The sequence below is a fragment of the Pseudomonas sp. LB1P83 genome, from assembly GCF_054897885.1.
Map to the genome: position 1 here is coordinate 6,099,412 of NZ_CM142709.1, position 13,165 is coordinate 6,112,576.

At 58.0% G+C, this 13,165-nt stretch carries 14 protein-coding genes; 2 read left to right on the forward strand and 12 right to left on the reverse strand.

Annotation, left to right across the window (positions count from 1 at the left end; all coding sequences use genetic code 11):
* Positions 1 to 9 precede the first annotated feature (9 nt).
* From tssG to ACYZTY_RS28135, 12 genes are all read right to left on the reverse strand, one after another.
* A complete protein-coding gene (gene tssG, locus ACYZTY_RS28080) occupies positions 10 to 1,017 on the reverse strand; it encodes a type VI secretion system baseplate subunit TssG (protein WP_131062487.1) in 1,008 nt (335 codons plus the stop codon).
* On the reverse strand, positions 981 to 2,768 hold the full coding sequence (gene tssF / locus ACYZTY_RS28085) for a type VI secretion system baseplate subunit TssF (protein WP_461956338.1): 1,788 nt from the start codon (positions 2,766 to 2,768) through the stop codon (positions 981 to 983). The genes tssG and tssF overlap by 37 nt, the downstream gene beginning before the upstream one ends.
* A gap of 125 nt (positions 2,769 to 2,893) precedes the next feature.
* The gene (locus ACYZTY_RS28090; protein WP_461956339.1) at positions 2,894 to 3,334 is read right to left on the reverse strand and encodes a hypothetical protein; all 441 of its coding nucleotides are present in this window, start codon (positions 3,332 to 3,334) and stop codon (positions 2,894 to 2,896) included.
* Between the two features lie 325 nt (positions 3,335 to 3,659).
* Complete coding sequence (locus tag ACYZTY_RS28095) at positions 3,660 to 4,499, reverse strand: hypothetical protein (RefSeq protein ID WP_461956340.1); 840 nt, start codon at positions 4,497 to 4,499, stop codon at positions 3,660 to 3,662.
* Positions 4,496 to 5,008, reverse strand: coding sequence for a PAAR domain-containing protein (locus ACYZTY_RS28100; protein WP_461956341.1), 513 nt, complete (start codon positions 5,006 to 5,008; stop codon positions 4,496 to 4,498). Before ACYZTY_RS28100 ends, ACYZTY_RS28095 begins: the two co-directional genes overlap by 4 nt.
* Positions 5,009 to 5,018: 10 nt before the next feature.
* Positions 5,019 to 5,426 carry a type VI secretion system baseplate subunit TssE gene (gene tssE, locus ACYZTY_RS28105; protein WP_008150080.1) on the reverse strand — a complete coding sequence of 136 codons (408 nt, stop codon included), beginning with the start codon at positions 5,424 to 5,426 and terminating at the stop codon, positions 5,019 to 5,021.
* Positions 5,427 to 5,440: 14 nt separating this feature from the next.
* Complete coding sequence (tssC, locus tag ACYZTY_RS28110) at positions 5,441 to 6,916, reverse strand: type VI secretion system contractile sheath large subunit (RefSeq protein WP_109626782.1); 1,476 nt, start codon at positions 6,914 to 6,916, stop codon at positions 5,441 to 5,443.
* Positions 6,917 to 6,944: 28 nt separating this feature from the next.
* Complete coding sequence (tssB, locus tag ACYZTY_RS28115; RefSeq protein ID WP_019650069.1) at positions 6,945 to 7,448, reverse strand: type VI secretion system contractile sheath small subunit; 504 nt, start codon at positions 7,446 to 7,448, stop codon at positions 6,945 to 6,947.
* 32 nt (positions 7,449 to 7,480) lie between these two features.
* The gene (gene tssA, locus ACYZTY_RS28120; protein WP_461956342.1) at positions 7,481 to 9,037 is read right to left on the reverse strand and encodes a type VI secretion system protein TssA; all 1,557 of its coding nucleotides are present in this window, start codon (positions 9,035 to 9,037) and stop codon (positions 7,481 to 7,483) included.
* A 649-nt stretch (positions 9,038 to 9,686) separates the two neighbouring features.
* Positions 9,687 to 9,962 carry an HU family DNA-binding protein gene (locus ACYZTY_RS28125; protein ID WP_003213368.1) on the reverse strand — a complete coding sequence of 92 codons (276 nt, stop codon included), beginning with the start codon at positions 9,960 to 9,962 and terminating at the stop codon, positions 9,687 to 9,689.
* Positions 9,963 to 10,154: 192 nt separating this feature from the next.
* Positions 10,155 to 11,303, reverse strand: a complete 1,149-nt coding sequence (locus ACYZTY_RS28130; RefSeq protein ID WP_461956343.1) for an NAD(P)/FAD-dependent oxidoreductase — start codon at positions 11,301 to 11,303, stop codon at positions 10,155 to 10,157.
* A gap of 22 nt (positions 11,304 to 11,325) precedes the next feature.
* Positions 11,326 to 11,493, reverse strand: coding sequence for a rubredoxin (locus ACYZTY_RS28135; protein WP_007954349.1), 168 nt, complete (start codon positions 11,491 to 11,493; stop codon positions 11,326 to 11,328).
* A 202-nt stretch (positions 11,494 to 11,695) separates the two neighbouring features.
* Here ACYZTY_RS28135 and ACYZTY_RS28140 point away from each other — a divergent pair, with 202 nt between their 5' ends.
* The gene (locus ACYZTY_RS28140; protein WP_461956344.1) at positions 11,696 to 12,259 is read left to right on the forward strand and encodes a chorismate--pyruvate lyase family protein; all 564 of its coding nucleotides are present in this window, start codon (positions 11,696 to 11,698) and stop codon (positions 12,257 to 12,259) included.
* Positions 12,259 to 13,149, forward strand: coding sequence for a 4-hydroxybenzoate octaprenyltransferase (ubiA, locus tag ACYZTY_RS28145; RefSeq protein WP_461956345.1), 891 nt, complete (start codon positions 12,259 to 12,261; stop codon positions 13,147 to 13,149). The genes ACYZTY_RS28140 and ubiA overlap by 1 nt, the downstream gene beginning before the upstream one ends.
* Positions 13,150 to 13,165 lie beyond the last annotated feature (16 nt).

Here is a 13,165-nt window from a genome sequence, read left to right on the forward strand (position 1 = left end):
CATCTGTCCTTAATGAATTTTGCTGCCCAGGGTCACCACGCCGTCCGCTTTTTCGCGGCCCAGCCAACTGGTCCATCCCAGGCGACAGGCGTTTTGCTCACCGATGCGCAGTTCGCGGATTTCTTCCTGGCGCAACACCAGGCGAATGTCGTAATCGAGCGGGTCACGCAGGGTGAACCGCACCAGCGCGCACAGCGGCTGGTAGCCGAACCCGATCGGCAGGAATTCGTGAAAGCGTTGCCAGTCGAGTTCGCGGATGTGGATGCGGAATTTGCCGCTGCGGTCGCGCACGTGTTCGCCCAGCACCAGATCTTCACCGAGCAGGCTGTTGGCGCGGCCGAGGCGATTGCGCTGTTCTTCGAGAATTTCCACGCGACGCTCGATGCACTGCTCGATGGTCAGTTCGGCGTGCTTGAAGTAGTAACGCAGCACCGCTTCGATCAGCGCCGCCGAGTGCGCCCGCAAGCTGAGCAAACCGAGGTACGGCAGCAGGCGTTTCCAGTTCAGTTCCTGGGCCTTGCGGATCTCTTCGCCGCCGAGGCCGATCAAGGCGAACAGCTGCGCCGAGAACGGGTCAAGGGCGCCGCTTTCGAAACTGGCGCGATAGCGGTACTTGCGCCAGATCGGCAGCATCAGCCGTTGCAGGCGATGGTGGAACAGGTCGAGGAAGTTGCGGGTCGGGTTGCCGTCTTCGCTGTCGCCCAAGGCTTGTTCGCCGTAGAACGCCGGCAGCGGCGAGCCAGAACCGACCAGGCCGATCAGGTTGAAACGCAGGCGCGCGCGCATCTGCCCGTGCTCGTGGAAAAACTCCACGCGATCGACGTCACTGCCGGGGAAACCCAGGCTCGGGTTGGCCTGGAATTCCAGCTGGTCGTACAAGTCATCCTGGCTCAGGTGCGGGTGGGCCTCGCGCAGCCGGTCAACCACCAGCAGCACGGCCTGAAACAGCGAGTACTCGCGTATTCCTCGGGTCAGTCCGCTTAAAGCAGCGGCTGAAGGCCCATACGTGGTGTCCATTGGTACACCTCTCCCTGTGTGCTTTTTACCCGCAGCTCGTGGAATGAATTGAGACTGGCGTAAAGCGCGAAAAACTCGTTAAGAACCGAGGCGAAAACGAACAGGTCGCCCTCGCCGATATACCCTTCCGGGTCGATGGTCAGTTCGGTGCGCAACCCGCGAACCGGCAACCCTCGGTGCAATCGGTCGACGTGTTGATGCTTGATCGACTTGAGCCCGCCGAGCAGGCGTTTGCTGACTTTTTCAGCGTGTTGGTCGTAGTAGCGCGGCAGGTCGTAGGTTTCCAGAATCACCTTCAACGCATTGACGTCGGCCAGCGACAGGTAGTTGAGCGACATGTTGCTGATCAGCTTCCAGAGGAAGTCGCGGTTCAGCGGCGGCGCAAAACTGGACGTGGCCGGGGTGATGTTGCGGAAACTCAGGAACTCCGGCGTCTCTTCGCAGGCCTGGCTGATGTCGCCGAGCTTGAGCTTGCGCGGCAGGTTCTGGTTGGTGCACATCAGCTCGATCGACAGGGTTTCGTGGGCTTCGGTATGGCGGATGCCGAAGCTCAGGTACGTGTCGAGGCCGTCGTGCAACAGCGACGAACGCTGGCGGATGCTGTAATGCGGGCGGCTGGTGGGCACGTCGAAACTCGGGTCGTGCTCGAAGGATTCAAACGGCACGTACTCCTGATAACCGAGGCCACCCGGCTTCCAGCCGGTCACGGTTTCCACCGAGAACACACCGCAGTTTTCCAGATCGAATTCCGCCGGCAACAGCAGGTATTCGTCTTGCTTGCCGTCGAGGCGAATCGGCAATGCGTCGTGCTTGAACAGGTTCACGATCGGCGTGCAGTAAAGCTTCACGTTGTCCAGCGTCGGGCGCATCCGCATGATGCCGCTCTTGCGAATATCGAAGCGCAATTCGAGACCGCGCATTTGCTTGAGCGTGTCTTCCGGCAACGCCTTGAGCATGTCCAGACCGTTGACGTCGACGAACAGGAACTTGTCCTGGAAGGCGAAGTATTCCTGTAAGTAGCGGTAGCCCCGGAAGGTGTTCAGCGGATACGGGATCAACGCTTCTTCTTCGGCAAAACCCACCGGCTGCACACGGTCGCCGGGCATCTTGAACGCCATCGGCATGCCGTTGACGCCGTTGATAGGCTTGCCCGCGCCGTCCAGTGGAATCAGCTCGATGCCTTCCAGATTACGCAGCAGGCTGAGGTAAAGCATCTGGCTGATGTAGCGCTCACCGGCGAAGTGCAGACGCAAACGGCTCAACTCAAGTTCACCGAGGTGACCGTCAGCGCTCATCTCCAGACGCAGGCTCAACAGCGAACCGTCGCCCTTCACCGAATAATTCAGCGCGGCCAGATCCAGCGGCAAGACTTCGGTCGGGTAACAGGTGCGGAAGCGGCAACGCACGTCATCGACCGGCACGCTCTCGACCGGCGTATCGCGCTCGACCATCAACGCAGGCCCCGAACGCTTCAACGGATCGAACTGCAAAATGCTGAACGCCGGCAGCGGCCGCATGTAGTTGGGCCACAGCAGGTGCATCAGGGAATGGCTGAGCTCGGGCAGTTCGTCATCGAGCTTCTGACGCAGGCGCCCGGTCAGGAACGCGAAACCTTCCAGCAACCGCTCCACGTCCGGATCCCGCCCGGCCTGACCGAGGAAAGGCGCCAACGCCGGGCTACGCTCGGCGAATCGACGACCTAACTGGCGAAGTGCGGTGAGTTCGCTTTGGTAGTAGTGGTTAAAGGACACGGGTTACCTTCCTGGTGGTGGATCTCATGAAAAAACTGTCCTGTGGATTACGCCCGATATCCGACTTGCCCCCTGCATGGCACCTGCAGGTTGGCTTGGGCCGGCTCAATGGTTCATGCGGGGGCTCAGTTTTCAATGTGTACATAAGGGGTGTTGCTGATAAACATATTCAGCCAATGCGATTCCCACTGGGGCATGGCGATGTCGAACGTTTTGTTGTCTCGATTGAAATAGATCCAGGCAATTCCGACAGTTTCGTCATCTTCGGTCACCCTCATATCCAGTGATTGAGTGTCGTACAGAGGTGTACGGTAAACCTCTTGTGGGTTTTGCCTATCAATCACTCTCAAGTAAGCCATTCCACCAAGCGTGAGGATCCTCCCAACCCTAACGTTCTCCAAAATATACCGGCCGGAGGGACTGACTACTGTCGAACTGGCTGGATAGTTTTTCATCGTATTGACAACAGAAAACAGCAGCACAGAAAGAGCTACGAGCAACACAACTGCTCGGCGAATACCTTTTCGATGCTTACCAACAAATAAACTGCTGAACCCAGGCATCATTCCCCACTCTCGCTTAACCAAAACAATGGGGACAGCCCCCTTTTTTGCGTTGAGTTAAAAACCCGCACCAGATCAATAATTGCCTCTAAGCCGGAGGCAAATTAGCGTAGTAACTACCGACCAATTCGATTACCGGAATCGACATCAGACATACGAATGTCAAGAACCTGTGAATCCAGTTATTGCGAATTTTTGACGAGATTCCGCTGACAGCCAAGAGCAAACAAAGCAATGCCAAACAACCGAAAAAAAGACTGTCTGCAACAACCCCAAGGTAAACGTCAAAATCCATCTCACCCATCCTTTATTGTGAAATCCATCCGACTTACGCCGGTTTCCCGCACATACCGTTAAACTCGAAAAAATTCCAACGAAACAAGTCGAAGTTTTGCAGGTAATCATTTTTAAATGAATTGGCCGACAGATTGTGATAATCCCAACCCACTACACCCTTCTCAAAGTAACCAGACTCAATCGGCATTCCCGCATAACCCTCATTTTGAGGGTCTGCCATGTTTTTTCCCATGACATTGCGGACAGCGGTCCATGGCTGAGTACTCCATCCGCCGGTATTTCCCTGCCTGATATCAACTCTTGTGGCGGCCACCTTGAAAGCCATCTGAATGTGGTGCGCCCTAGTTTTCATGGGAATATCGCGAATGAGCGCGAGAATATCGCCAGGTTTCAATGCGCCGACTTCTGCAACGGCCACGGTATTTTCGTCAACTCGCTGCATGTCTGGCGCACCATATGTCAACATCACCATTTCCGAAAAACCGTACATGGTCGAACTGTATTTATCATGTTGCCCCGGGTTATAGACTTCCATGTTCTTGTATGTCCTGACACCCGTCTTCAACACAACTGGAAGCCCTCGCTTGCTCGCAAACTCACAGAGCACTCTGAGCGCAAAGTCCTCACAAGTGAATTTGTTATTACTTACCGCACCCTCTCTGTTCCAGTACTGTTCCACCATCAAACGCTCGATAATGTTCGGAGCCTGCTCGTGGTACTCGGCAATATCTGAATCAGACCAAAATGAAGTTGTCTTCCAAAAAACTTTTAGAACAACTGTCGCGCCCGTTTTTTCCGCTTTCGGGGTCAGATTGACACCGGTAAACTCGATGCCTTTGCTCATAGCCTGCGGTGTAATGACTACGCTCAACTCATCACCCCTTTAATGGCTGCGAAGAAATCGAACTTTTCACCATCTTTGCCACCGACTAGTTGAGTTCGGCCCATCGCATCAGTGCTACCTGAGATCATTTCACCTTTCGCATTTCTAATTTGATAGGGAATATCCTGAAGAGGGTTTCCGTCCTGATCTTTCATCACGACATGTTGAGTATGAGAAAACAGCATCAACGGAATCGGTGGCACAAACGGCACCGGCGAATGCGAATTCCCGATAATCACAGTCCCGGACCCAGCCGTAACTTTGTTGCCATGAGTGCCAACAGAACCCACGGTGGCCGCCGGTTTCCCATTAATCAAAACCGTCGTCGCAAGGTCGCCAACCAACGCACCACCACACGCCGAGGCATCGCCTTGGCGGGCGGCCGCGAGGCCGTCGAAGAAGACGTCGCCGGAACCGGCGGCGATCGGGTTGGTGCCGTGGCCGGGGAGCGGGCAAGCGGTGGGGTCGGATACGCGGGCTGCTGGTTTGCCGGACATACGAATCTCCTTAGTTGACCTTGACTTGACCGCTGCCATCCAGGCGCGCGGCGAAACTGACCTGACGCTTGAAACCATCAACTTCCAGCAGGCCTTCGATGCTGAAGGACAGGCGAAGCTGATCGTGATCACGCGGCAGAGAGATGACACGCACATTGCTCAGGCGTGGCTCGTAGGCTTCGATGAAATTTTCGATGGCCAGACGGGCCTGACTCAGGGAGTCGTGCAGGCTCAGACGCATGTCATTGAGATCGGGTAGCCCGTAATCGGACAGCGTTTGCACGCTGCCCGCACGGGTGCTGAGCATCTTGGCCAGATGGGCAGCCACGGACGCCATGGCGGAGACCTCGCGGCTCCAGCCGACGCGTTTGTCCGCGTCGCCACCCAGGCGTTCGAAAAGGCTGCCGTATCCAGTCATGAGTTAGGCTCCGCTTACTCTTTGTCCAGCTTGCCAACCAGCGACAGGGTGAAATCGGCACCCATGTACTTGAAGTGCGGGCGCACGTTCAGGCTGACGCGGTACCAGCCAGGCTCGCCTTCGACATCGCTGACGATGATCTGGGCAGCGCGCAGTGGACGACGGCCACGGACTTCGGCGCTCGGGTTTTCCTGGTCGGCCACGTACTGGCGGATCCACTTGTTCAGTTCCAGCTCGAGGTCGGTACGTTCTTTCCACGAACCGAGTTGCTCGCGCTGCAGCACTTTCAAGTAGTGAGCCAGGCGGTTGACGATCATCATGTACGGCAGTTGGGTGCCGAGCTTGTAGTTCAGCTCTGCCGCCTTGCCTTCTGCGCTGATGCCGAAGAACTTCGGCTTCTGCACCGAGCTTGCGGAGAAGAACGCCGCGTTGTCGGAGCCTTTGCGCATGGTCAGGGAGATGAAGCCTTCCTCGGCCAGTTCGTATTCACGACGGTCGCTAACCAATACTTCCGTAGGAATCTTGGTTTCGATTTCGCCCATGCTTTCGAAGTGGTGCAACGGCAGGTCTTCAACCGCGCCACCGCTCTGTGGGCCGATGATGTTCGGGCACCAGCGGAATTTGGCGAAGCTGTCGGTCAGCTTGGTGCCGAACGCGTAGGCGGTGTTGCCCCACAGGTAGTGCTCGTGGCTGTTGGCGACGGTTTCTTTGTACACGAACGATTTGACCGGGTTTTCTTCCGGGTCGTACGGGTTACGCAGCAGGAAACGCGGCACGGTCAGGCCAACGTAACGGGAGTCTTCCGACTGGCGGAAGCTCTGCCATTTGGCGAATTGCGGGCCTTCGAAGTGATCTTTCAGATCCTTCAGGTCCGGCAGGCCGGTGAAGCTTTCCAGGCCAAAGAATTTCGGGCCGGCCGCAGCAATGAACGGCGCGTGCGACATGCAGGCAACGCTGGACACGTACTGCATCAGTTTCACGTCCGGCGAGCTTGGGGACATGAAGTAGTTGGCGATGATCGCGCCCACAGGCTGACCACCGAACTGACCGTATTCAGCGGTGTAGATGTGCTTGTACAGGCCCGACTGCATCACTTCCGGCGAATCGTCGAAATCGTCCAGCAGGTCTTCTTTCGAGACGTTGAGGATTTCGATCTTGATGTTTTCGCGGAAGTTGGTGCGATCGACCAGCAACTGCAGGCCACGCCACGACGACTCCAGGGACTGGAAGTCAGGGTGATGCAGGATTTCGTCCATCTGACGGCTGAGCTTGGCATCGATCTCGGCGATCATGCGGTCAACCATGGCTTTCTTGACCGGCTCACCGTTGTTCTGCGGCTTGAGCAGCTCTTCGATAAAGGCCGACACACCGCGCTTGGCGATGTCGTAGGCTTCGTCGTCCGGCGTCAGGCGGGTCTCGGCGATGATGCTGTCGAGAATGCTGTATTCGCCGTTCTCTTTGCTCTTTTGCTGTGCTGCGCTAGTGCTCATTGTGTTGGCTTCCTTGGCTGATGGAGACTCAAGCGTCCTGGGCTGCGGCGTTCAGGCCCAGCTCACCCAGTACGCGACCGCGGGATTCGTCGTCGGCGAGAACGCCTTCGATGGCTTTGCGGAACGCAGGCGCGTTACCCAGCGGGCCTTTGAGGGCCACCAGCGCGTCGCGCAGTTCCATCAGTTTTTTCAGCTCAGGCACTTGCTCGACCAAGCTGGCCGGGTTGAAGTCCTTCATCGAGTTGACGCGCAATTGCACGGCCAGTTCGTCGGCTTCGCCATCTTCCTGAAGACGGTTCGGCACGCTCAGTGTCAGGCTCAGCTCTTGCTTGGCCAGCACTTCGTCAAACGTCATCTTGTCGATGCTGATCGGCTTGCGATCTTCGACTTTGCGTTCGTCCTTGCGGTGGGTGTAGTCACCGATTGCCAGTAGTTTCAACGGCAGTTCGATCTCTTCCTGGGCACCACCGGTGGCAGGTTTGAAAGTGACGTTGATGCGTTCCTTGGGGGCTACCGAGCCTTCTTTGGCCATGGCTTTTCTCCTTGCGGTTGTGGCCCTGGGGCCTATTCGAGTACCACTTCGAGATCGAGGTGGCACAGCCTGCGATAAATCTCTTCCTTGCGTTCACGTACGGCATGGTTCTGCGGTAACAACTCGCAGCAGCTATGCAGTAAATGCAGCACTTCCAGCGCAAGATCGGGCTCCCAGGCGTTCAGGCCTGAGTCCTGTAATGTTTGGTCGAGGGTTTCGAGTTGGGTCTTGGCCAGTTCGTATTTCTTGGCCATGAAGCACAGCCGCGCGAGGGCGAACTGCCAGAAGAACCGCACGCGCCCGCCTTGGGCGCTTTGCAGACCCTGCTTGAGAATCTGCACGGCGGCCTTGAGGCCGTCCTTGCGCAGAATCGGCAGGACTTCTTCCAGGGCCAGTTCCCAGGCCGGCTGGGTGTCGGCGACTTCGACCTTGCGCGGCGCACTGGCGCTTTGCAGGTGCGGCATGACGTTGGCGCTGATCCAGGCGCGGGTGGCCGGATCGGCGAACGGCGCGCCGTCGTGGAAACGCAGTTCGACGATGCCGGGCAGACGCTGAATCAAAAGCGCGAAGTGGATTTCCACTTCGCGCATTGCCATCTCGGCGTTCAGGCCCTGAAGGCATTCCCAGACCATTCGCTGGCCATCGAACCAGAATGGCGCCTTCGCCAGGCTCGCCTCCAGTTCCACCAGCAGGTCGGCGTATTTGGCCTGATCGTAACGGTCCTGATAGGCCTTGAGCTTGTCGGCGGGCAAGCCGCGTAGCACGGTGATTTGCTCGGCGTTACGCTCAGGCACCGCGTCGATGGGCAACCACAGCAACGTGCGATTGAGGCGCAGGGCGCGCAGGTCGGTGGCTTTTTGCTTGAGCCACCAGGCGCACAACGGACGGGCACTTTCCTGCTGGGCGCGCAGTGCCTTGTGGGCTTCTTTTTCGTTGTCGATCGGTGCGCCGGGGGTGAACAGCTGCGTGGCGGCCTGTTTGACCTGGGCCACCGCAGCGCCCACCACACCGGGTTCCGGCTGATTGTCAGCGGCGCGTTGCACCATGTTTTTCAGGCGGCGGGAGATTGGCAGCAGCAGCGGCGCATCGTCGCCCAAGTGCTCGGTGCAGGCGGCGTCGAGGCCTTCAAGGTGTTCGACCAGCCGCCGGAACATCGGCAACTGCTCTTTGATCGCGACGTTTTCGGTCAGCACCTGCTCGAGACGCGGCACCAGCCAACTGATCGCAGCGGAGCGCGTACGGGCCTTGTTCGGATGGACTTCGGCCCAGTGGTTCTCGCACAGGTGGTGCAACAAACCGAGGCCGGCCAGCAGGCCCTGGAACGATTCACGCTGGTACAAGGCCCACGTCAACCAGGCGCCGACCCGCAAATCCTTGGACTGGGTGCGCAGCAGGTTTTCGCTGTTTTCGCGGATTTTCAGCCAGTCGATCTGACCGCTTTCGTGCATGGACGAAGCTTTTGCCAACTCGCTTTCCAGCGCTTCATATTCGCTCGAAAAGCGAACGTCCTCGCCCGCGAAATTCTCTTTGGAAACAGAGGCTTTTGAGAGTTCAAGGTAATGAGCAGAAAGTTTGCTTGAGTAGGACATCCATGGCCTTTAATTAGGATGACGGTCGAACGCCAATTGCAGTTGCAGCGGCGCGGGACAGTATCAAAGAGCTGCGATGAGTCTCATCCAATTGAGTTCGTGCTCTTTCAAGTGGGCGCATCGTAATCACAATGATGGCCACTAGCAAGCATCCAATTAAACAACAAGACGAACTGTTGTTTATTGCGTGTAGGAGATTTCCCTATATGTGTAAGGGGATTCCCTGATGTCGATTTAATATTTTCCCCCTCATCTGGCAGCCCTGAAACCTTTGAGCCAGAGCGGCTGGTGATGCCTTCATCAAATCGTGGACAGCACCGCCCTAATGGCAGGCGTGAAGCATGCCAACAATAGAGGAGGATGAATGTAGGAACTGTCCGAAAGATTGCGGTCATCTGCGAACAAACGAGGGGCGACATCAGAGAGTTAAGAAAGTGCCATCCTTATGATGGCACTTTATATAAGGCAGTTTTTTTGTAAGGTCGGTCGCGAACAATTGGATGTGTGGGCAGTTGTTTTCCAACCTGTATTAATTAGTCCACCAAACATACACAGAACAAAAAACGCTCATAAAAAATGGGCACCCGATTCAATCGGTGTGCCCATTTTTCAATACGGTTATCCCCGTTATTCAGGGAGTTCGCCGCAATTATGGATTAACGCTGTCTTTCAACGACTTGCCCGGCTTGAACGCAACGGTGTTGCTGGCCTTGATTTTGACAGGTTCGCCGGTTTGCGGGTTTTTGCCGGTGCGGGCACCGCGGTGGCGTTGCAGGAAAGTACCGAAGCCTACCAGCGTCACGCTGTCCTTGCGGTGCAGAGCGCCAGTGATTTCTTCGAGAACAGCGTTGAGAACGCGGTTGGCCTGCTCTTTGGTGAGATCTGCTTTTTCCGCGATGGCGGCGGCGAGTTCTGGTTTACGCATTAGTGAAGCCCCTTTGACGGTTTTTTGTTGTTATGTCCGTGCTGTTCTCGTTGGAACAGCGCCCAAAGCGCCGCAGGAGCTCTACTCTGCGGCAGACGGGAGTGAGAATGGCATGCACGGAAGAGCCGCGCCAGTCTCGGCGCGACCTTTGTAGGGGCAAAAGCGGGGTGATTCCGACAGAACGACCGGTATTTACGCCAGCAGTGCCGGAAGCTCTTTGTTGAGGGCCAGTTTTTCCATCACCGCCGCGCCTGTCAGGGCATATCCGAGCAGTTTTCCGCTGGCATCGCGACACAAGACTTTGATGTCCGCGCCCTGCCCTTCGACGGTCCAGACGCCCTCGGCGCCCCGTGGTGGCGGCGAAACCACCAACGGACAGACCGGGGTTTTCACGGTGATCGGCATCGGGCCATAACTCACGGCGGTGGGGTTGCCGGCGAGGGTTTGCGCCAGTGCTCTCGCACAGCTCATCAGGGGCATGACGTACAACAGATTCAGCCCATCGACCTCGGCGCAGTCGCCCAGGGCGTAGATATTGGCGTGGGAGGTTTTCAAGTGGCGGTCGACCACCACGCCGCGATTGACCTGCACACCGGCCGCTGCCGCCAGATCAATACGAGGACGCAGGCCAATGGCCGAGACCACCACGTCGCAGGGAATCACCTGGCCATCGGACAGATGCGCTTCCACGCCGTCCGCGACGCGCTGCAAGCGGTTGAGCACCGGCCCAAGGTGGAAGCGCGCGCCCAGGCTTTCCAGCCCGGCCTGAACCGCAGCGGCTGCCGCCGGGTGCAACAGAGTCGGCATGACTTGTTCGCACGGTGCAACCAGTTGTACCTCGTAGCCGCCGAGGATCAAGTCATTGGCAAACTCGCAGCCGATCAAGCCGGCACCGAGCAGCAACACCCGGCGCTTGCCTGTCGCCGCGGCACGGAAGCGCGCGTAATCTTCCAGGTCGTTGATCGGGAACACCGCATCAGCCGCGTCGCCTTCGATGGGCACCCGCACGGTTTCCGCGCCCCATGCCAGAATCAGGTCGCGATAAATCACCGCTTCCTCACCGATCCACAGGCGTTTGTGGCCCGGATCGATGCCGCTTATGCGCGTGTGAGTACGCACTTCGGCTTTCAATTGCTCGGCCATGGCGCCCGGTTCCGCCATGCTCAGGCCGTCGGCATCTTTGCTCTTGCCAAAACCGGTGGAGAGCATCGGCTTGGAGTAGGAGCGTCCGTCATCGGCGGTAATCAATAGCAGCGGGGTTTCGCCATCGAGCTTGCGAAACTCGCGGGCCAGGTTGTAGCCAGCCAGCCCGGTGCCGACGATCACGACAGGTGCGTTCATTCCTTACTCCTCTGGTGTCTTGTTAGTTGATTTCGATCATTTCGAAATCCATCTTTCCTACGCCGCAGTCCGGGCACAGCCAGTCTTCCGGCACGTCTTGCCACAGCGTGCCCGGCGCAATGCCGTCGTCCGGCCAGCCGTCGGCTTCGTTATAGATCAGGCCGCAGACCACACATTGCCACTTTTTCATTCAAGTACTTCCTCAGGATTCAGGCTTATTGCCGGCGCGGACGGTCGATAGGTGGAGCGATGCCGTCCGGCTCAGGGGCGTTTTGTACTGATCAGGCCCGGCAGATGCAAGCCTGTTCGGCGTAACGGCGGCCCGGATCAATCAAAATCGCTGGCTGACATGGTAAGCTCGCCGCCTCATTTGCTGCCAATAATGACTCACTGTGCCGCACTCAAAATCCCCCTCCGCGACTCCTCTGTGGCTTCTTCAAAGCCAACTGGCGCCCCTCCCCGACACGTCTACCCTCGACTGGCTGTTCGACGAAGGCTCCCTGACCCGACGACTGATCCGCTTGTCGAATGACAGTTTCAGCGTCACACCGCTGTTTGAAGGCTGGCAAACGCTGCGCGCCGACGAATGTGCCGCGCTGGAGTTGGACGAAGGCAGTGAAGGCTGGGTGCGCGAGGTGTATTTGCGTGGGCACGGCGAGGCCTGGGTGTTTGCCCGTAGCGTGGCAGCGCGCAGTGCCTTGCAGGGTGACGGCTTGCACATGGATGAACTGGGTAGCCGCTCTTTGGGCGAATTGCTGTTTTGTGATCACGCGTTCCAGCGCCGCGCCATCGAGGTTTGTCACTATCCTCAGGAATGGCTGCCGCTGGAGTTCCGGGCCCCTGAACTGTGGGGCCGTCGCTCGCGTTTCGACCGTGGCGCCTTGAGCGTGCTGGTGGCCGAGATCTTCCTGCCGACCTTGTGGCTCGCCACCCGTGCCCAGCCGGAGAATTGCTGATGTACCAAAGCCTGCTCAAGTCCCTGAACCGCTTGAACCCTCGGGCTTGGGATTTCATTCAGTTGACCCGCATGGACAAGCCGATCGGCATTTATCTGCTGCTGTGGCCGACGCTGTGGGCGCTGTGGATTGCCGGCAAAGGCTCACCATCCCTGGCCAACATTGTGATTTTCGTCCTTGGCGTGGTGCTGACCCGCGCTGGCGGCTGCGTGATCAACGACTGGGCGGACCGCAAGGTCGACGGCCACGTGAAACGCACCGAACAGCGCCCGCTGGTGAGCGGCAAGATCAGCTCCAAAGAAGCCCTGGTGTTCTTCGCGCTGCTGATGGGTGTGAGTTTCCTGCTGGTGCTGGGTACCAATGCGGCCACGGTCTGGTTGTCGTTCGGCGGTTTGGCGCTGGCCTTCAGCTACCCGTTCATGAAGCGCTACACCTATTACCCGCAAGTGGTGTTGGGCGCGGCGTTTTCCTGGGGCATGCCGATGGCGTTCACCGCCGAAACCGGTGAACTGCCAGCAGCCGCGTGGTTGCTGTGGATCGCCAACCTGCTGTGGACCGTGGGCTACGACACTTACTACGCGATGACCGACCGCGACGACGACCTGAAGATCGGTGTGAAATCCACGGCGATTCTGTTTGGCGAGGCGGACCGGGTGATCATTCTGACCCTGCAAGGGTTGGCGCTTGGCTGCCTGCTGCTGGCGGGATCGAAGTTCGAGCTGGGTGGCTGGTTCCACCTCGGATTGCTGGCGGCGGCGGGCTGTTTTGCGTGGGAGTTCTGGTACACCCGCGGCAAGGACCGGATGCGTTGCTTCAAGGCGTTCTTGCACAACCACTGGGCGGGGTTGGCGATATTTGTGGGGATTGTGCTGGATTACGGATTGCGCTGAGGCGGATGACGCCTTC

What these genes read in the sequence shown, in the direction of transcription:
- tssG (WP_131062487.1), bottom strand. Translation starts at nt 1,017, where the DNA reads ATGGACACCACGTATGGGCCTTCAGCCGCTGCTTTAAGCGGACTGACC.
- ACYZTY_RS28090 (WP_461956339.1), bottom strand. Translation starts at nt 3,334, where the DNA reads ATGATGCCTGGGTTCAGCAGTTTATTTGTTGGTAAGCATCGAAAAGGT.
- ACYZTY_RS28100 (WP_461956341.1), bottom strand. Translation starts at nt 5,008, where the DNA reads ATGTCCGGCAAACCAGCAGCCCGCGTATCCGACCCCACCGCTTGCCCG.
- tssE (WP_008150080.1), bottom strand. Translation starts at nt 5,426, where the DNA reads ATGACTGGATACGGCAGCCTTTTCGAACGCCTGGGTGGCGACGCGGAC.
- tssC (WP_109626782.1), bottom strand. Translation starts at nt 6,916, where the DNA reads ATGAGCACTAGCGCAGCACAGCAAAAGAGCAAAGAGAACGGCGAATAC.
- tssB (WP_019650069.1), bottom strand. Translation starts at nt 7,448, where the DNA reads ATGGCCAAAGAAGGCTCGGTAGCCCCCAAGGAACGCATCAACGTCACT.
- tssA (WP_461956342.1), bottom strand. Translation starts at nt 9,037, where the DNA reads ATGTCCTACTCAAGCAAACTTTCTGCTCATTACCTTGAACTCTCAAAA.
- ACYZTY_RS28125 (WP_003213368.1), bottom strand. Translation starts at nt 9,962, where the DNA reads ATGCGTAAACCAGAACTCGCCGCCGCCATCGCGGAAAAAGCAGATCTC.
- ACYZTY_RS28130 (WP_461956343.1), bottom strand. Translation starts at nt 11,303, where the DNA reads ATGAACGCACCTGTCGTGATCGTCGGCACCGGGCTGGCTGGCTACAAC.
- ACYZTY_RS28135 (WP_007954349.1), bottom strand. Translation starts at nt 11,493, where the DNA reads ATGAAAAAGTGGCAATGTGTGGTCTGCGGCCTGATCTATAACGAAGCC.
- ubiA (WP_461956345.1), top strand. Translation starts at nt 12,259, where the DNA reads ATGTACCAAAGCCTGCTCAAGTCCCTGAACCGCTTGAACCCTCGGGCT.